Origin of the sequence: Nostoc sp. DedQUE02, assembly GCF_034531035.1 — a bacterium.
Taxonomy (GTDB): domain Bacteria; phylum Cyanobacteriota; class Cyanobacteriia; order Cyanobacteriales; family Nostocaceae; genus Nostoc.
The window spans coordinates 262,156-279,989 of the sequence record NZ_JAVRBY020000003.1 but is presented as its reverse complement, the minus strand read 5'-3'; the positions used below and the strand labels follow the sequence as shown (position 1 = coordinate 279,989).

The following is a 17,834-nucleotide window of genomic DNA, read 5'->3' as shown; positions in this document are numbered from 1 at the left end:
TTATAAAAGAGTCTGTAGACAAATAACTATGAGCAACTCACCTTCGACAGAACCTCAACCTAGCTACGTCAAACTCGCCATGCGAAACATGGTGCGGAAGGGTGGAACTTCGCTAAAGCATTTTGGATTGACTGCTGTAGGGCTTTTAGCTCTGCTTGTTGGTCTTGCTTACCTCACTCATTAACGACAAATTGTAAACCTCAGACAAGGAGACTGTGTGCCCCTGAGAGTTGAACTATATGTGGAGGAGTATTTTTATGAGTTGTCCCCGACAACATCTGTAAAAATTGACGAGACTGATGCCCAAATTCCCCCTGAAACTTGGGAAAACTGGTTTAATTACTGGTTGGAAATACTTCAACCTCAGATTCCGCCAGCGCCAAGTTATGAAATTGGGCTGCGTTTGACAGATGACTCGCAAATTCAAGAACTCAATGCTCAATATCGTCAGCAAAATAAGCCGACAGACGTTTTAGCCTTTGCTGCTTTGGAAGTAGATTTTCCTCAAAGCAAAGAAATGCTTGACTCTGTACCATTATACTTAGGTGACATTATTGTGTCTGTAGATACAGCACAACGCCAAGCTCAACAACAGGAACATAGCCTACTAAGCGAGCTAGCCTGGTTAGCTGCTCACGGTTTATTGCATCTGTTGGGCTGGGATCATCCTGATGAAAAAAGTTTGGAGCGAATGTTAGAACAGCAAGTGAGATTGCTGAATGCAATAGGTATTGCTATTGACATCGAATAGCAGTAGCTGATGTATCTCTTAATGTTAATTTTAGGTAATACTTTTATAATACTTCTGTGGAAAATTGCTTAAAGATTGCCTCAAAGTTAATTCTGCCATTAAGATCGGCGAATATTCCCACTGTAGCAACTCTGTTCTCGTGTTTTTAAGTCTATGACCCAAAAAATTTCTCCATCACCAACGCCTACCTCGTTACAAACACTGGTGTCTAACGAACGGGAATTCTCCTGGAAAGTAGCCTCTAATTTATTTATTAGTTTTAAATATGCCTGGGCTGGAATCAGCTATAGTTTTCAAACTCAACGTAATTTTCGCATCCACGTAAGTGTTTGTGCAATGGCTATCGCTTTAAGTGTTTTTTTGCATCTGCAAGCCGTGGAAATAGCTGTAATTGGTATAACTAGTGGTTTAGTTTTAGCATTAGAGTTACTAAATACAGCGATCGAATCCCTTGTGGATTTAACCGTTAAGCAGACATACCATGAATTGGCAAAAATTGCTAAAGATTGTGCGGCTGGTGCAGTGCTTGTGTCTGCTTTGGTAGCAGTGCTAGTAGCTGGTATCCTATTACTCCCTCCTCTGGTGACGTTGATTATATCGGCTTTATAGATGTGACTTGCGTAGGACTAGCCCACCGCAAGCATCGCTAAGTAACTCGGTAAGAAAATCGCACTCTGTCCAATCCCCTTTGGAAAACATATTCAAAATTTAAGTAATGCGATATCTACAACGGGCTACACCAACGTGCCAAGCATCCTGACTAAAGGATTCCTTGGTAATCTTTGTGAAGTGGCCGCAGAATAGCCGCTTCATACTTACGCGTCCACGTCAGCGTTATTTTTACACCTAACGAACAAATAGCATGAGATACTTATCTATGCTTTTTGCAACTGATAAGTGGTAAAAACCAGGAGTGATAAGCTTTGATTATAGTTATCGACAATTACGATAGTTTTACATATAACTTAGTGCAGTATCTGGGAGAATTGGCATCAGAGTTTCCAGTGGCAGATGATATTAAAGTTTTTCGTAACGACAAAATATCCATAGATGAGATTCGGGCATTAAAGCCGGAAGCCGTAGTTATTTCTCCTGGGCCTGGTCGCCCGGAAGATGCCGGCATTTCTTTAGAATTGATTGAACAGCTAGGACAAGAGTTACCAATTTTGGGTGTCTGTTTGGGACATCAAAGCATTGGTCAAGTGTTCGGTGGTAAAATAATTTCTGCTCCAGAGTTGATGCATGGCAAAACCTCTCAGGTGTCTCACACTGGAGTGGGGGTTTTCCGGGGATTAGAAAATCCTCTGACCGCCACCAGGTATCATAGTTTGGTAATCGAACGTGAGACTTGCCCAGATGTGTTAGAAATCACCGCTTGGGTTGAAGATAACACTATTATGGGAGTGCGACACCGGAACTATCCTCACATTCAGGGCGTCCAGTTTCATCCAGAGAGTGTCCTGACAGCTTCAGGGAAACAGTTATTGCGAAATTTTCTGGAACAGTTACAGTCAAGAGCATAATTAATGAAACGACGACAGTTGATGGGCTATGCTGGGGCGGGGTTGGTAACAGCTTTGTTTACTACCTTCGGTTCTGAACCTCAAGCTGACGCACAATCTAGCGGTTTATCAGTTCAGTGGTTGGGTCATACTTGCTTTCTTTTTACTGGTGGTGGTGCGAAAGTTCTCGTCAATCCATTTCGGACGATCGGCTGTACTGCTAAGTATCGTCCACCAAAAGTTGCAGCAGATTTGGTACTGATTAGCAGCCAACTGCTTGATGAGGGTGCTGTTGACATACTACCGGGAAATGCAAAACTGATCTACGAACCAGGAGTTTATGAGTTTAAAGGCATTAAGTTCCAAGGAATTGCTATAGACCACGATCGCAAAGGTGGTAAGCAGTTTGGCTCAAATACTGCTTGGAGTTGGAAGCAAGGCGGAATTAATATCCTACACTTAGGTGGGGCTGCTGCACCCATTTCCATTGAGCAAAAAATCTTGATGGGGCGTCCCGATGTGGCGTTTATTCCTGTGGGAGGTAGTGCAAAAGCCTACAATGCTGAGGAAGCGAAGCAGGCTGTTCAAGTGTTAAATCCCAAGTTAGTGATTCCAACCCATTACCGGACACAGGCTGCTGATGCTGCTAAATGCGATCTTTCACCACTAGATAACTTTCTAACCTTAATGCAAGGTATGAAAGTGCGGCGTAGCAATGGAGATAGCATTTCCATTAGCCCTAAAGATTTGCCGGAGAATGGCGAGATTCAAGTTTTGAGTTACAAGTTTTGAATAAAGGGCACTGGGAAAGAAGCAGAGGAAGCAGGGGGAGAATGATAACTCCTGCCTCCATCTTCTGAATTCTGAATTCTTATTTTAGAATGTATACCACTCTCCGGTCAGCTTATCTGCGTCGCCGATAGGATTATCAACCGCCGTTGTTCCATCTATAGTCCAGATGGTGTCTGTACCTGCTGTCTGATCGCGCCAGTAAACGTCAGTCTTGCCATCGCCGTTGAAGTCGCCAAGAGATGGTGTCAAGGCCGCGTTATTAGCTGGTAAGAAAGCTTCAGTTGCAACTGTTGTGCCATCCATCAACCAAGCGGTGTTCTCACCAGTTGTGCCATTGTGCCAGAATATGTCAGTCTTGCCATCCCCATTGAAATCGCCAATTTTAGAAGTCCAGGATGAGTCAAGTGTCCCCAAAGCACCCTCGGTGACTAAGATACCATTCATCGTCCAAACCTTGTTCTCACCAGTTTGAGCGTTTCTCCACAGAATGTCTGTCTTATAGTCGCCGTTGAAATCACCAAGGCTAGCAGTCCAGGCGGCATCTTGTGATTGTAGAGCAAAGTCAGTCTTTTGCGTACCATCCATAAACCAAGCGACGTTATCGCCAGTTGTTTGATTGCGCCAGAAGATGTCACTCTTGCCATTGCCGTCGAAATCAACAATGGTAGGAGTATACGCTGCGTCTGTAGTGTCTAAAACAGTTGCATTCAGAACTGTTGTACCATCCATCTCCCAAATAGCGTTCTCACCGGTGGTTGCATTATGCCAGAAAATATCGGTTTTGCGATCGCCGTTAAAATCGCCAATCTGAGGAGTCCAAGCTGGATCGACGCTACTTAGAGCAGCCGCACTACCAACTTTGGTGCCATCCATCAGGACAACGCTATTCTCACCGGTTGTCTTATTGCGTAATAAGAAGTCGGTTTTGCCATCAGCATTGAAGTCAGCAATTTTGTAATCATAGGCGGATAGGTCAAATTGACCCAAAGAACCCTGTTCGATAACTTTTGTGCCATCCATCAACCGAATGATAATCTCACCAGTTGAAGAATTGACCCAAACTTTGTCTGTTTTGCCATCACCGTTAAAGTCAGGAGTAATCGCCGCACTAGTTAAGTAAGGATTAGGATTGGGATTTGCTGACGTTTTAACAGGCGTAGTCACAGGTTCACTTTCTAGTGCTAGTGAAGAACTCTTATTTCCAAACCCCAAATCATAATTTATACTCTTAAGTGAAGTTGTTAAGATTTCTGATTTGGCAAAAGAATCTGATGCTAATCGAGATGTATTCAAAGCTAAGGGTGAGGAATTTTGATTTTCAGGCATGGTGAATTTTTATTATTGGCTGTCATATTTTTTTAACTTTTTTTGGCAATCTCTTTCTGTAACGAAATAACATTTACCTGGTTTTCAGGATTTCTTTATAACTATTTTTTATTTATTAATGTCACTCTTTGAAGATAAATATTTGTTTTTTTTAAACTATCCTTATAAAATTTTCAAGTTCTATATAAGCAATTGCAAAATATATTTTGTAATTTATATATGATTATTTATAAACAAAGATAATTACTTTATCTGTTTTCTTTAATATTTGAAGGTTGTATCAAAAATCTACCTATAAACCAGAAAACTATTTCATGTTTAATTAAACAGACTTAATTAAAATAGAAGCGATCACTACATTATTCCTAATGGATTTGTATCATCTTACCTTTGTTTGATTGGCACTTTTTCAAGTATTGGCTGAAGATCCACTAGTTTTTATTTTGTGAACAAGCTTAGATAAAAAATAACCTTGACCACCAGCTAAACCTAAATTTGAGCTATCCAGCTTAACCCAATAAAAATCAAAGGATATAGGATTTTTGCTAGTACTTGAATATATTTCCCAATGCCGCCAAGTAGATGGTGTAGACTGAGTTAATTCGAGATGATAAACATAACGTTCTTGAATTTCATCCCAATAGGGAGTCATGTTGTATTCATAAATACCCAATAATTCAATAATCCGAACTCCCTTAATACCAGATTCTTCATAAATTTCTCGCTGCACAGCTTCAGATGGCTCCTCACCTTCTTCAACTGTACCAGCAGGTACTTGCACGCCAGCTTCAGGAAAATCAGTATGTGTAAACACCATTAATTCATCTTTTTTGGTCACGTAAGCGATCGCTTTTTTTATTAGAGGTTGAGTAGACATATTTTTTACTATGTGTTGTTAAATTTCTGAAATATCAAAATTTGTATAAAATAAATATTTAAAACTTATTTAACTTCATGAATATCCTAAATCACTCGATAATAACAAAATCCCCGACTTCTTTAAGAAGTCGGGGATCTGAGTCTTTCAAGATAATTAATTCTTCTCTAATAATTTATAACTTGGGTGGAAAGAAATATTGGTTAGAATAACTTAGATTAGCAACTATTAAGAGGCATAATCTGTGCATCTGCCAGTTGCAAAAGTGTAAAATAACACAATGCTTTTAAAAGTATATCAACTATGCAAGCAGAATATCGGCAGCGTCGCGAACAGTTAATGGCAAAAATTGGTGATGGTACAGCCATTTTTCGCAGTGCGCCAATGGCAGTGATGCACAACGATGTTGAGTATGTTTATCGCCAAGAAAGTGATTTTTTTTACTTAACTGGTTTTAATGAACCACAAGCAGTAGCAGTGTTAGCGCCGCATCACGCAGAACATCGGTTTGTGCTGTTCGTCCAACCGAAGGATCGCGAAAAGGAAGTATGGACTGGTTATCTTTGTGGAGTAGATGCAGCAAAAGAAATTTATGGTGCTGATGAAGCGTATCCCATTAGCGAGTTAGATGAAAAGTTACCGCAGTATTTAGAAAAAGCCAGCCGGCTTTACTATCACTTAGGACGCGATCGCAATTTTAACGATCAAATCTTGAAACATTACCAAAGTTTACTACGGACTTATCCGAAGCGCGGTACAGGGCCGATCGCTATTGAAGATACTGGCCCTATCCTCAACAGCATGAGATTGATCAAAAGCGAAGCTGAGTTGGAATTGATGCGTCAAGCAGCTGCGATCGCCACCGAAGCACACAATTACGCCCAAGAAATCGCCGCACCTGGACGTTATGAGTACGAAATCCAGGCGGAGATGGAACGCATCTTTCGAGTCCGGGGTGGAATGGGGCCTGCTTATCCTTCGATTGTGGCATCTGGTGTCAATGCTTGCGTACTCCATTACATTGAAAATAATCGTCAAATGCAGGATGGAGAATTACTGCTAATTGATGCTGGTTGTGCTTACGGTTATTACAACTCGGATATTACGCGGACATTTCCTGTTGGGGGTAAATTTACGCCAGAACAAAAGACATTGTATGAGATTGTTTTGGAGGCGCAAAAACAAGCGATCGCTCAAATCCAACCAGGTAATCCTTTCAACTTAGTTCATGATACAGCAGTGCGCGTTCTTACAGAAGGTTTAGTCGAACTTGGCATCCTCAAGGGTGAAATTGATCAGTTAATTGAAGAAGAGAAATATAAACCATATTATATGCATCGCACTAGTCATTGGTTAGGTTTAGATGTCCATGATGTCGGTGTTTATCAGCATGGTGAAGACAAACCACAAATTTTACAACCAGGTCAAATTTTGACAGTGGAACCGGGACTATATATTGTGCCAGATACTAAACTAGCAGAAGACCAGCCACAGACCGATCCTCGATGGGTTGGTATTGGTATTCGGATTGAGGATGATGTGTTAGTTACACCTGGGGGACATGAGGTGTTAACTGCGGGGGTTCCCAAAGAAATAGATGAAATCGAAAGATAAAAAATGGGGATGGTAGATATCATCCCTAATACCGTTTCACCATAAATTTGATACAGATTCTTGCAGGGGAAGCAGGGGGAGCAAGAAACGTGATTTGTATCAAAAATTTAGTGAAATGGTATAAGAAGATGTTTGTAAAGCTCCGGCGATTTCAATCGCCCAATACTTTTAAAACTCCACTTCTAAAGGAAAAATTGCGGTGAAAGTAGAACCAACGCCTACTTGTGAGGCTAGGTTAATTTGACCTTGCAATAGTTTTACTAAACGTGAGACGATCGCTAATCCCAATCCTGTACTATCAGGAAGATAGGGGCGATCGCTAGAACTGACGCGAAAGTAGGGTTCAAATATTTGGCCTTGGTTTTCGGGTGCAATGCCAATCCCAGTGTCAGATACTGCGATCGCCCATCTCTGCTTCTCCAACATCTGACACATGATAATAATAGTCCCCGACTCTGTATAACGAATCGCATTACTAAGAAGATTTGTAATAATCTGTTGCAACTGAAACGAATCTGTGATTAATTTTTCAGGGATGCGATCGCAATCGACTACGATTTGTAAATTTTTTCCCGCAGCTAAAGGTTCCAACATTTGACAGATATTATCGATTAATTCCCGCACATCGGTAGGCGCTAATTGGATTTTTATCTGTCCTGCCTCATAGCGAGAAAGTTCTAGTACATCATTGATTAAATGGAGTAACTGTCTACCATTGCGTAGTACCCGCTCAATATGTTCTAAATTAGTATAGTTCTCTTTTATATCAGCCTTTCGTCGTTGTTGGCGTAAAAACAGATCCGAATAACCAATTATAGAAGTTAGAGGATGTTTTAATTCGTGTGCTAGTTGAGAAAGATACTCTTGATTGGCGCTAATTAACCGTGTAAGTTCCTCATTATGGAGCGTTAGTGATGCCTGCAACTGCTGTAATTCCCGCAAGCGTTCCTCAACATAACTCTTGAAACATCGAGCAATCGCTTCGTCTAGGATAGCGTCAATCAAACGCATAGAACGAATTATCTCTACAGGTGTTCCTGCCAATAAATCTGCTTGTAGAGCATCAAGTATTATTGTTCGCAGCAGATGATATTCTCTGGCGATTTCTGCTGGATCAAAGCCTTGTTCGGCTCGAATAGCTCCATGCTGAAAACTGGCTGTAACTATTGACTGAATATCATTATCCTGAGATTTTGAAAGTACTGTCACCATAGCTTTCAAAACATCAGGGACGTGATCCTTTACTGCTGTATAAGATAAGTCATCAGCACTTTCAATCCGTCTATCCTTGCGAACTGCTAAAATCCATTTATCGACGATGGTATCCGTTTTTTCAGCCAGTACTTGACTAAAATCCATTATGTTAAATTCAGCTAGGAGATAGATGAGTAAACTTCCATATCCAATTAGTTTAACGAGTGCAGTGGGTTTTTACCAAATTTAACAACTTAGTTCACCTACCAAAAGGAATAGATTATACATGTTATTTTGTTTGCTAATTAAGTAGTCGTATATAAAATTTTATCGGTATATTCTGTTTTGTATTAAAAAATATTAATTAAGCACGTAACATTTTTGATACTTTGCCTAACTATCTTGTTTAGCTGTCTGTGCAAGGAGTTAACTCACAACACAACTAAACATACAAGTCTTATTTATTTTTAGTAAGTAATTGATAACACTTAATTTAAGTATTAAAATAAACAACATTTCTCATAAGATAGATGGCTTTTACTGAGGATCGATGTTATATTGTGCATAATTTAGTATCCATTAGAGTAAGTCAGCCTAATTCAGCGTGTCACAGTGCATAACGCTGGAGCGGAGGAACCAAATTGTGGGGCGTATCTCATAGAAAGTCAAAAGTTGGGAGTGAGGAGTTAGTTTACTAAATACTTAACTCATAACTTATAACTTTCTTCAGAAGGGCATCTCTCAGCCCTAGCCCGTCAGCTAACTTCGTAGGCATTGAGAGGAGACTGAAGAGACGGCATTATTTATAATGTTCCAATCTCATCAGTGTCCAAGGCTGGTACTGCTCGGATTTTTTGTACCTGCACTTAAATCTGTTGAGGTCGTAAATGATATTTCAACTAAATTTGGCTGCGATCGCGGCGATCGCTGGACAAGCTGCTTGGAAAAAAACAAAACCTGTAATTGTCAAGGATGTTTTCTTTCTACCTATATTGGGTTTCTTAGGAATAATTGTGTTGTGGTGGATCGTTGCACTTGCCAACCATGAATTGATGCCCACCCCACCAGAAGCGTTAATTGCTAATCTAGACTACATTTTAAATCCCTTCTATCAGCGAGGCCCAGGCAACTTAGGAATTGGTTGGCTATTGATCGCAAGTCTGCGCCGAGTATTAATAGGCTTTTTGTTGGGTGCAGTAGTAGCGATTCCTCTGGGGTTTCTAATTGGTATGTCCAGACCGGCAATGCTAGCGCTTAATCCAATCATTCAAATTTTTAAACCTGTATCGCCCCTAGCTTGGCTACCCATCGCTTTAGCAATTTTCAACTTAGCAGATCCTTCAGCTATTTTTGTCATCTTTATTACCTCTTTATGGCCAACAATTATTAATACTGCCTTAGGAGTTTCTAGCGTTCCCCAAGATTATTTAGATGTGGCACGAGTTTTGGAAATGCCGCATTGGCGACGGATTACAAAAATAATTTTGCCTGCAAGTTTACCGTATATTTTTACGGGCTTACGAATTAGTTTAGGAATAGCTTGGCTGGTTATCGTTGCCGTGGAAATGCTCACAGGCGGTATTGGTATCGGCTTTTTTGTTTGGGATGAATGGAGTCGCTTAAATTTAAGTTCAGTCTTTTTAGCTGTGTTCATAATTGGCTTAACTGGATTGATTCTTGATTATGTCGTGGGCAAAATCCAAGAATTAGCAACTCACCGTCCTACAGCTTCTAACTAATTAAACTTTTTCCCGCCAATACACCATATACTCATTAACTCACGCCTAGAGCGTGAGCAATTAATCACCAATGGAGCTACAAAAATGGGTGATAATAACTGGACTCGACGAGATTTTATCAAAGGAATAGGAGCAACCACAACGGGAATAGCGTTATCTTCCTGTGCGATTTCAGGAGATAGATCCGCCAAAGGACTAACTGAAGAAGCTTTAGTTGTGCAACCAGTAGTTAAAAGCAGCGACCTAGAAAAAGCCGATCTTACAGTTGGTTACGTTCCCGTTAATGATTGTGCGCCATTTGCGATCGCCTGGAAAAAAGGCTTCTTCCGCAAATATGGTTTGAACGTCACACTCAACCGTGAGGCCAGTTGGGCTACTTCCCGCGACGGTGTAATTTTTGGTCGCTTGGATGCTTCGCCTGTAGTATCTGGTGCCGTCACCAACGCCAGAATTGGTGCTGAAGGCGCACGCCATGCCCCCTTGTGTGCAGCCATGACCATTCACCGCCACGGTAACGCCATGACAATGGACAAAGCCATGTGGGATTTTGGGCTGCGTCCGTGGTATGAGTACCAAGAACAATATGGTGATGGCGCGCTAGAAGCCTTTGGGCGCGATTTCCGAGGCTACTTTGACAAGCAACCGCCAGAAGGTAAAGTTTGGGCGGTTGTTTTGAGTTCCTCCATTTACGAATACTTTATTCGTTACTTATCCGCTGCTGCGGGTGTAGATCCGCTTAAAGAGTTTCGGATCATCATCGTTCCGCCCCCGCAAATGGTAACAAACGTGCGGATTGGTGCGATGCAAGCTTATATGGTTGCAGAACCCTGGAACACACGAGCAATAACAGGTAACGAAAACATCGGCTTTACCTTCGCACAAGGTAAAGAAGTCTGGTTGGGACACCCAGATCGACTTTTGGGCGTGATGGAATCTTTCATCGACCAATATCCCAAAACCTATCGTTCTCTAGTCAAGGCGATGATTGAAGCCTGTCAGTATTGCAGCAAAGCAGAAAACCGCCAAGAAGTAGCCGAACTGCTTACAGACCGTTCCTTTACAGGTGCTAAACCCAAAAAGAAAAATGCCCCAATTGCGAAATATACAAGTCCGGGTATTCTCGGCAACTACAACTATGGCGGCTTTGACGGCAAAGACCGCACCATCAAAGCCGCCGACACCACGATTTTCTTCGATATTCCTGACAACGTTCCCAAACAGCCAGGAGAACATTCCACATTCTTATGGAGATCGAGAAGTATGTGGTTGATGACACAAGCAGCGCGGTGGGGACAAATCAAGCAATTCCCCAAAAATGCCGAGAAACTAGCAGAACTTGGCTGGAGAGCAGATTTATATCGGGAGATAGCATCAGAAATGGGCATCCAATGTCCCAAGGATGATTACAAGGTCGAACCACCAGAGGTATTTATAGATAAGAAAGGCTTCGACCCCAGCGATCCAGTGGGTTATCTGAATAGTTTTGCCATCAGGGCTAACGCTCCCACTCGTTTTTTCATGTCTTAATTCCCAAGTTTAAATATTGATTGACTAAATTATTTCCGGAGCCTTTGATGATGGAATATACCTCATTACCTGTTAATACCCAGACCGAAGTTATGCCCCGCGCTGGATTTTTAGAAATTGAAAATTTAGTCAAGTCTTATCCGACACCTGATAAAGATAACTTTGTAGTTTTAGATGGAGTTAATCTAACGATTGGTGAAGATGAATATATTTCTGTAATTGGTCACTCAGGTTGTGGGAAATCAACTCTCATAAAGATAGTCGCTGGTTTAGAAAAAGCAACTTCCGGCTCAGTCAGGCTAGATGGGAAAGAAATTCGTCAGCCGGGAGCCGAAAGGATGATGGTATTTCAGAACTATTCGCTGTTACCTTGGTTAACAGTGCGAGAAAATATCCGTTTAGCCGTAGATGAAGTGTTAAAAAATGCTAATCGTGCCGAGAAAATTAGCATTGTAAATGAACACTTGGCAATGGTAAACTTGACGGCGGCGGCTGACAAATATCCCGATGAAATTTCTGGAGGTATGAAACAACGAGTAGGTATTGCCAGAGCCTTAGCAATTCGTCCCAAAATGTTGCTAATGGATGAACCTTTTGGGGCATTAGATGCACTAACTCGTGGCAAATTGCAACGGCAGGTATTGGATATTTGGGAAAATAATCGTCAAGCAGTGATGATGATTACCCACGATGTAGACGAAGCAATTTATATGTCCGATCGCATCGTTTTGATGACCAATGGCCCAGCTGCTAATATCGGGGAGATTTTAGAAATTCCTTTTGAGCATCCGCGCGATCGCGCTGCCATGCGAAACTCAAAAGAGTATTTTGAACTCCGCAACCACGCCTTAAATTTCCTTGATCGATATTTTGCCCAAGACGAGTAAATTAGATTATCATTTTTTTAGTGGGTAGCCTAATTCAAATTCATGAAAGCTGGATTTGGAACGGAGGAACCATATTGTGGGGCGTATCTCATAGAAAATGAGGAGTTAAGAGTCAGAAGTTAAGAATTATTAATATTAACTTAGCACTCAGCACTCAGCACTCCTAAGAGAGAGACACCTTCCAGTCTTAGCCCGTCAGCTAACTCCGTAGGCAATGGAAGGAACCCCCAAGACTTTGGCTGTAATACAGTTATTATTGGGGTTTCCTTGACTGATTTAAGATTTGAGATTTTGGTTATCGTCACTCAATCTAAAATCGTTCGACTGAGCGACTTGTGCCGAGCGGAGCCGAGGTAAGCCGAAGTCCAAAATCCAAAATTTGTCTCCCTGCTTCTCATTGCTAATTCATTTCATTAGGAGAAGTAAAGCTGTGCAAATCAAGCCAATGTTAGCACGTCTGCAAAGTGCCACAGGTCGAGATGACTTAATTGAACAAATGGTACTGTTACCAGAACCAAAAAAACCTTTTTCTAAAAAATCTCAAGAACCAAAAGCAGTTAATCTAATTGTTGCTTATGACGCATCTCCTAACAGTCATACAGCATTAGATATTGCCTTTTGGATTGCCCATCAAACGCGTTTAGCCACTAATGCAGAAGTTACAGTTCAAGCCGTTTATGTAGTAGAAGATAATCAAAGCAATCAGTATCCAAATATCTTAAGCTTTCCCCAACAAAAGTCTTCATTGGAATGTGAACTCAGTGAAGTATCAAAGTCTATCACACAGGTATTAACTCAACCTAAATTACAGACAGCGATCGCTCCCCTGCAACAAGCAGATATAATTCTTTGGCAAGCTAGAAGTCTGGCTGAAGAATGGCAAGGTTCCTTCAAATCTCACCTCCGGTTTGGCTCCATTGCCATAGAACTTAAGAAAGTTGTTGAATCAGAAACTGCCGATATTCTGTTTTTAGGTTGCAACTCTGTCAATCATCCGATGATTGAGGCTTTAGGTTTTAATTTTCCGTGTGCTGTTTTGGGTATTCCCAGTTGTATTGATGAATAATCGTTGTTGGAAATTTCAGTAATTTTTATTATAGAGAAGCCACCTAAAACTAGGTGGCTTTTTTCACTATTATGCAATTAATTAAACTCTATAACGTAAGTGTAGAAGACTAGCACTTTTATATTTTGATGTAACAATTGCTAAATCAGTAGAATAGCAAGTTGCTTGATATATTGGTAAGTTAGTAGTAAGTACTTAAGTGCTTACTACTAACTTACTTAATATGTCAGAATCCTTGTGGCAGAATACTAGTAGCCAATTAGGTGCAATACATCACGTAGGACGCTATAACCAGCTAAATCCCAAAGCAAATAAGCAACAAAGCCTATAGCCGCCAAGCGACCATTCCAAATTTCCGCTTGAGGAGTCCAACCGAATAGAAATTCATTGCGGTCTATGCCGTTGTATTCTGCTGCAACAGGTGGTAAATCAGTAGAAGGGCGAGTTTCTTGAGTTGCCATTTTTTTCTCCAAAATTTAGTAGCTTTTTAGGTGTTTAGTTTCTAGTAGCCAATTAAGTGCAATACGTCACGCAAGACGCTATAACCAGCTAGATCCCAAAGCAAATAAGCAACAAAGCCTATAGCCGCCAAGCGACCATTCCAAATTTCCGCTTGAGGAGTCCAGCCAAACAAAAATGCATTGCGATCTATGCCGTTGTATTCTGCTGCAACAGGTGGTAAATCAGTAGAGGGACGAGTTTCCATTGTTTTTTCCTTCCTAATCAAGTTGGTTTTTATTCTTTAAATGCTTTCGTAACTAATTAAGTGCAAAACTCTGTAGCCAACTAAATCCCAAACTAAATAGGCAAGAAAGCCAATCATTGCAAAACGACCGTTTAAAATTTAGCTTTGAGGAGTTTCATCAAACATAAAATCATTGCGATCGCAATGATTTTATTCTGTTGCAATTAATGACAAATATTTAGTTTATAAAAACGATTTGCCATCTTTTTATCCTCAACGATTCGTTTGTTAACTTTAATGTAGCTATTTGTAACTAGAATTCTTTCTGCCTGTAGGCACAAACTATAAGCACTTCTTCTGGACGATTATCAAAAATCTATTCTTGTAAAGATATCCACCTTAAGAGGGTGAGCAAAAATAGATATGTAAACAAATGTAAAGTATCTAGAATAAAATTATAATTTAAACAGAATTAATCACTACAAAAAATCAGCAATTAAAAGATAGCAATACATAATTAATAGTAATTGTCAATTTTATTAAAATTACCACCGAGAGAAAGTAAAAGTTATATCTTCCGTTGGATACAGTTTTCAATCTTTGGAGAGATGCTTTAAACAGCTAAATTCTACGATTCTGAGCTAAAGAGAGTTGGATATTGCCATAGATACAGACAGAAATACTAAGAGTTGCTTCTCAAGAAATTCTTAATTCGCTCAAATTTAAACTTACTTAGAAGAAGGAAATCCAATGTTCCAAAGTACGGAAATCATGCTGGGGCTCTACAAACCACTATTATGGGTGGCACAGACTTCAGTAGATAGCTCAAACGTCACGCCAGCACAGGCATCGGTTCTCACTTCTGGGCCGCGCTTTTTTGTGGCTTTAATCTCTGGCGTGATTCTAGCCTTTGCTTTCCAATTAGTTCTAACTAATCTTTCTCTTGCAGCTGGTATTTCCTACCTGGGGCACTCATCTGACTCGGATTCAGATAATGGGGAAGTAGGAAGTTTGGGCGGCAGCATTCGCAAAATCGGCACAGCAGTGGGGATTTGGACATTAGTCACTGTGACGATCGCCTTATTAATTGCTTCTTTTCTGGCGGTAAAATTGAGCCTTGTAATTCTAGACCCAACATTGGGAGCAATTCTCGGTTTGGTGATTTGGGGCGCTTACTTTCTGCTCCTCGTTTGGGTAAGTTCCACCACTGTAGGCTCCTTAATCGGCTCAGTTGTGAATACAGCAACATCTGGGTTTCAGGCGATTATGGGGACTGCTACCGCCGCCTTGGGCGCTAAAGCTGTGAATAACCAAGTGGTAGCGACAGCTGAAGCCGCCGCCGCCGCCGTGCGTCGAGAACTAGGAAGCGCCATCGACCCCGTGAGTATCCGGGAAAACATTGAAGATTACTTAGACAAGCTGCGACCTCCAGAGTTAGATGTGTCGAAGATTCGGAGTGATTTTGAAAATTTACTCAACGATCCGCAACTAAAAGCGATCGCGGGGACTCCAGATATCCGCAACATCGACCGCCAAAAGTTTATCGAGTTAGTCAGCAGCCGCACCGATCTTTCCAAAAAAGACGTTAGCCGGATTGCTGATACCCTGTATAAAGTTTGGCAGCAAGTGGTAAGTCAGCAACCAGCCACCCAAGACCGTTTGGGTGAGTTAGTCGATTATCTGAAATCACTCCCCGCAGGACAAAGCAAGACAGATGAACTCAACGCCAAGCTAGATCGGTTACTAGCAGAAAAGGGTGGTTCCAAAGAATCTGACCAAAAAACTGCTTCAGGGCCAATTCAAAGTACACTCCAGCAAGGATTATCTGCTTTAACGGGCATTGTGTTGGGACGCGCAGATTTGTCTGATTTGGATGTGGAAAAAATCTTAGGTAGTCTTACTAGCGCGAAAGATAAAGTCACCGAACAAGCAGATAAGTTAGGCTTGCCAACACCATCACAACCCTATAGCCCAATTCGGGCTGATATCGAAAACTACCTGTACAATACTTATGCTTGGCAACTGAGTCCAGAAAGAATTGCCCAGGAATTTCATGATGTTATCTACGACCCAGCAGCCGATCCTGGAATCGTCCGTAGGGAACTAGAACGACTATCCCGCAATGATTTCGTCAAAATTTTGCAACAACGAGGATTGCTGACTCAAGGTCAAATTCAACGCATTGCCAATCAGCTAGAAACTGTCCGCCAAGAAGTGCTAGTAACAGTCAGAGCTATTGAAGAAAGAGATATAGTTCAAGACTTGCAACGCGCAGTAGAAAGTTATCTGCTCGTTTCTTCCAAGGCAGATTTGACACCCGAAGGCATTGAGCAGAATTTTAAACCACTGCTGGAAGACTCAGAGGCAGATTATGAAACTCTGACATTGCGACTAGCGCACCTTGACCGCCAAGAAATTCGGCAGATATTGCTACAACGTAACGATGTCCAGTTATATGAAGTAGATAGCATTGTCGATGAGTTGGAAAAACAACGCGATCGCGTCTTGGTAGAATCCAAAGGATTAGCAGAACAGGCACAATATCAAGCAGAAACCCTGTGGCTGAATGTAGAATCATATCTGCGTAACACCGGCAAATCAGAATTGAATCCTGATGCCATCCGCGCCGACTTCAAAAAGCTACTGGAAGATCCCCAAGCTGGAATTAGTTCAATTCGGGCACGCTTGTCTCGCTTTGACCGCGATACCTTAGTACAGTTGTTGAGTCAACGGGAAGATTTGAGTGAAGATCAAGTTAATCAAATCATCAATGCTACTGAGGAGTCATGGTACAATATCCGCCACACACCCCAAATTGTAGTCGGTAAAGCTAAAGAGCAATACGACTCTGTGACGACAACGATCGCAGATTATCTCCGCAATACTGGCAAACAAGAACTCAATCCTGAAGGAATTCAGCGAGATTTGAACAAATTGTTTGAAAATCCCAAAGAAGGAGCCGTCGCATTGCGCCGTCGGTTGTCGCAGGTAGACCGGGATACACTAGTGAAATTGCTCAGTCAACGCCAAGACTTGAGTGAAGAACAAGTCAATGAAATCATTGATTCTACCCAAACTTCGATTCGTAACTTTGTACGTGCGCCTCGTCGTCTAGCTAGCCGTACACAACAAAGAGTGGAATCATTCAAAGGTTATTTGGAAGAGTATCTGCGTCAAACGGGTAAAGAAGAACTCAACCCAGAAGGTATCAAACGCGACTTGCAATTATTGTTGCACGATCCGCGAGTCGGTGTAGAAAGTTTTGGCGATCGCCTTTCCCAGTTTGACCGTGATACCATCATCGCCCTGCTGAAAATTCGGGAAGATATTTCTGATGAAGAAGCTGCGCGGATTGCCGATAACATAGTGTCCGTAAGGGAGCAATTTGTCGAACAAGTACGCAGCATCCAACGGGGCATTCAAGATGCAATTGACGGGGTTTTTGCCCGCATTCGTAACTATCTCAACTCCCTGGATCGCCCAGAACTTAACTATGATAGTATTAAGCGCGATATTCGCACAGTTTTTGACGATCCCCAAGCCGGATTTGATGCCCTGCGCGATCGCTTGTCCTCCTTTGACCGTGATACTCTAGTGGCAATTATGAGTTCTCGTGAGGACATCTCTGAGGAAGATGCCAACCGGATCATCGACCAAATTGAACGGGCACGCAACACAGTATTGCAACGTGCAGAACGCATACAGCATGAAGCCCAACGCCGCCTAGAACAGGTGAAGCATCAAGCACAACGGCAAGCAGAAGAAACCCGCAAAGCCGCAGCTACAGCCGCTTGGTGGTTGTTTGCCACAGCACTCGTCTCCGCCATTTTCTCTGCATTAGGAGGAGCGCTCGCTGTAGTTAGGTAGTGTAACA

16 protein-coding genes and 2 riboswitches are annotated in these 17,834 nt (G+C 41.7%); of the genes, 11 read left to right on the top strand and 5 right to left on the bottom strand.

Features of this window, described 5'->3' with window-relative positions:
- The first annotated feature begins 28 nt into the window (after nt 1-28).
- From RMX98_RS05240 to RMX98_RS05220, 5 genes are all read left to right on the top strand, one after another.
- The gene (locus RMX98_RS05240; RefSeq protein WP_094350437.1) at nt 29-184 is read left to right on the top strand and encodes a DUF3285 domain-containing protein; all 156 of its coding nucleotides are present in this window, start codon (nt 29-31) and stop codon (nt 182-184) included.
- 78 nt (nt 185-262) lie between these two features.
- Complete coding sequence (gene ybeY / locus RMX98_RS05235) at nt 263-751, top strand: rRNA maturation RNase YbeY (protein ID WP_409880799.1); 489 nt, start codon at nt 263-265, stop codon at nt 749-751.
- 153 nt (nt 752-904) lie between these two features.
- Nucleotides 905-1,360 carry a diacylglycerol kinase family protein gene (locus RMX98_RS05230; protein WP_322676818.1) on the top strand — a complete coding sequence of 152 codons (456 nt, stop codon included), beginning with the start codon at nt 905-907 and terminating at the stop codon, nt 1,358-1,360.
- A 314-nt stretch (nt 1,361-1,674) separates the two neighbouring features.
- Entirely contained in the window at nt 1,675-2,274 is a 600-nt protein-coding gene (locus RMX98_RS05225; protein ID WP_322676817.1) for an aminodeoxychorismate/anthranilate synthase component II, read from the top strand.
- A 3-nt stretch (nt 2,275-2,277) separates the two neighbouring features.
- Complete coding sequence (locus RMX98_RS05220; protein WP_322676816.1) at nt 2,278-3,045, top strand: MBL fold metallo-hydrolase; 768 nt, start codon at nt 2,278-2,280, stop codon at nt 3,043-3,045.
- An 84-nt stretch (nt 3,046-3,129) separates the two neighbouring features.
- Here the strand turns inward: RMX98_RS05220 and RMX98_RS05215 are convergent, their stop codons facing one another.
- Both RMX98_RS05215 and RMX98_RS05210 read right to left on the bottom strand, forming a co-directional pair.
- Nucleotides 3,130-4,371: a VCBS repeat-containing protein gene (locus tag RMX98_RS05215; protein WP_322676815.1), complete on the bottom strand. Its 1,242-nt coding sequence runs from the start codon at nt 4,369-4,371 to the stop codon at nt 3,130-3,132.
- A gap of 409 nt (nt 4,372-4,780) precedes the next feature.
- Complete coding sequence (locus RMX98_RS05210) at nt 4,781-5,248, bottom strand: NUDIX hydrolase (protein ID WP_322676814.1); 468 nt, start codon at nt 5,246-5,248, stop codon at nt 4,781-4,783.
- Between the two features lie 303 nt (nt 5,249-5,551).
- Here RMX98_RS05210 and RMX98_RS05205 point away from each other — a divergent pair, with 303 nt between their 5' ends.
- A complete protein-coding gene (locus tag RMX98_RS05205; protein ID WP_322676813.1) occupies nt 5,552-6,862 on the top strand; it encodes an aminopeptidase P N-terminal domain-containing protein in 1,311 nt (436 codons plus the stop codon).
- Between the two features lie 168 nt (nt 6,863-7,030).
- On the opposite strand, the gene RMX98_RS05200 is transcribed toward RMX98_RS05205, so the two are convergent.
- Entirely contained in the window at nt 7,031-8,221 is a 1,191-nt protein-coding gene (locus tag RMX98_RS05200; RefSeq protein ID WP_322676812.1) for a HAMP domain-containing sensor histidine kinase, read from the bottom strand.
- A 416-nt stretch (nt 8,222-8,637) separates the two neighbouring features.
- Nucleotides 8,638-8,845, top strand: a riboswitch (cyclic di-AMP (ydaO/yuaA leader).
- Between the two features lie 98 nt (nt 8,846-8,943).
- On the opposite strand from RMX98_RS05200, the gene ntrB reads away from it, so the two are divergent.
- The 4 genes from ntrB to RMX98_RS05180 all read left to right on the top strand — a co-directional run bounded on the left by ntrB (nt 8,944) and on the right by RMX98_RS05180 (nt 13,275).
- On the top strand, nt 8,944-9,795 hold the full coding sequence (gene ntrB / locus RMX98_RS05195; RefSeq protein ID WP_322676811.1) for a nitrate ABC transporter permease: 852 nt from the start codon (nt 8,944-8,946) through the stop codon (nt 9,793-9,795).
- Nucleotides 9,796-9,879: 84 nt separating this feature from the next.
- Nucleotides 9,880-11,322: an ABC transporter substrate-binding protein gene (locus tag RMX98_RS05190; RefSeq protein WP_322676810.1), complete on the top strand. Its 1,443-nt coding sequence runs from the start codon at nt 9,880-9,882 to the stop codon at nt 11,320-11,322.
- Between the two features lie 50 nt (nt 11,323-11,372).
- A complete protein-coding gene (locus RMX98_RS05185; protein WP_322676863.1) occupies nt 11,373-12,209 on the top strand; it encodes a nitrate ABC transporter ATP-binding protein in 837 nt (278 codons plus the stop codon).
- 16 nt (nt 12,210-12,225) lie between these two features.
- Nucleotides 12,226-12,435: riboswitch (cyclic di-AMP (ydaO/yuaA leader) on the top strand.
- Nucleotides 12,436-12,654: 219 nt separating this feature from the next.
- Nucleotides 12,655-13,275 carry a universal stress protein gene (locus RMX98_RS05180; protein WP_322676862.1) on the top strand — a complete coding sequence of 207 codons (621 nt, stop codon included), beginning with the start codon at nt 12,655-12,657 and terminating at the stop codon, nt 13,273-13,275.
- 248 nt (nt 13,276-13,523) lie between these two features.
- Here RMX98_RS05180 and RMX98_RS05175 read toward each other — a convergent pair whose 3' ends face one another.
- Together RMX98_RS05175 and RMX98_RS05170 are read right to left on the bottom strand one after the other, a co-directional pair.
- The gene (locus RMX98_RS05175; RefSeq protein WP_322676809.1) at nt 13,524-13,736 is read right to left on the bottom strand and encodes a high light inducible protein; all 213 of its coding nucleotides are present in this window, start codon (nt 13,734-13,736) and stop codon (nt 13,524-13,526) included.
- A gap of 41 nt (nt 13,737-13,777) precedes the next feature.
- Complete coding sequence (locus RMX98_RS05170) at nt 13,778-13,981, bottom strand: high light inducible protein (protein ID WP_322676808.1); 204 nt, start codon at nt 13,979-13,981, stop codon at nt 13,778-13,780.
- A gap of 729 nt (nt 13,982-14,710) precedes the next feature.
- Between RMX98_RS05170 and RMX98_RS05165 the strand changes: the two genes are divergently transcribed.
- A complete protein-coding gene (locus RMX98_RS05165) occupies nt 14,711-17,827 on the top strand; it encodes an MFS transporter (RefSeq protein ID WP_322676807.1) in 3,117 nt (1,038 codons plus the stop codon).
- Nucleotides 17,828-17,834: the final 7 nt, after the last annotated feature.

Coding starts and splice junctions, on each gene's coding strand:
- RMX98_RS05240 (WP_094350437.1), top strand. CDS start 29: ATGAGCAACTCACCTTCGACAGAACCTCAACCTAGCTACGTCAAACTC.
- RMX98_RS05230 (WP_322676818.1), top strand. CDS start 905: ATGACCCAAAAAATTTCTCCATCACCAACGCCTACCTCGTTACAAACA.
- RMX98_RS05220 (WP_322676816.1), top strand. CDS start 2,278: ATGAAACGACGACAGTTGATGGGCTATGCTGGGGCGGGGTTGGTAACA.
- RMX98_RS05215 (WP_322676815.1), bottom strand. CDS start 4,371: ATGCCTGAAAATCAAAATTCCTCACCCTTAGCTTTGAATACATCTCGA.
- RMX98_RS05210 (WP_322676814.1), bottom strand. CDS start 5,248: ATGTCTACTCAACCTCTAATAAAAAAAGCGATCGCTTACGTGACCAAA.
- RMX98_RS05205 (WP_322676813.1), top strand. CDS start 5,552: ATGCAAGCAGAATATCGGCAGCGTCGCGAACAGTTAATGGCAAAAATT.
- RMX98_RS05200 (WP_322676812.1), bottom strand. CDS start 8,221: ATGGATTTTAGTCAAGTACTGGCTGAAAAAACGGATACCATCGTCGAT.
- ntrB (WP_322676811.1), top strand. CDS start 8,944: ATGATATTTCAACTAAATTTGGCTGCGATCGCGGCGATCGCTGGACAA.
- RMX98_RS05190 (WP_322676810.1), top strand. CDS start 9,880: ATGGGTGATAATAACTGGACTCGACGAGATTTTATCAAAGGAATAGGA.
- RMX98_RS05185 (WP_322676863.1), top strand. CDS start 11,373: ATGGAATATACCTCATTACCTGTTAATACCCAGACCGAAGTTATGCCC.
- RMX98_RS05180 (WP_322676862.1), top strand. CDS start 12,655: ATGTTAGCACGTCTGCAAAGTGCCACAGGTCGAGATGACTTAATTGAA.
- RMX98_RS05175 (WP_322676809.1), bottom strand. CDS start 13,736: ATGGCAACTCAAGAAACTCGCCCTTCTACTGATTTACCACCTGTTGCA.
- RMX98_RS05170 (WP_322676808.1), bottom strand. CDS start 13,981: ATGGAAACTCGTCCCTCTACTGATTTACCACCTGTTGCAGCAGAATAC.
- RMX98_RS05165 (WP_322676807.1), top strand. CDS start 14,711: ATGTTCCAAAGTACGGAAATCATGCTGGGGCTCTACAAACCACTATTA.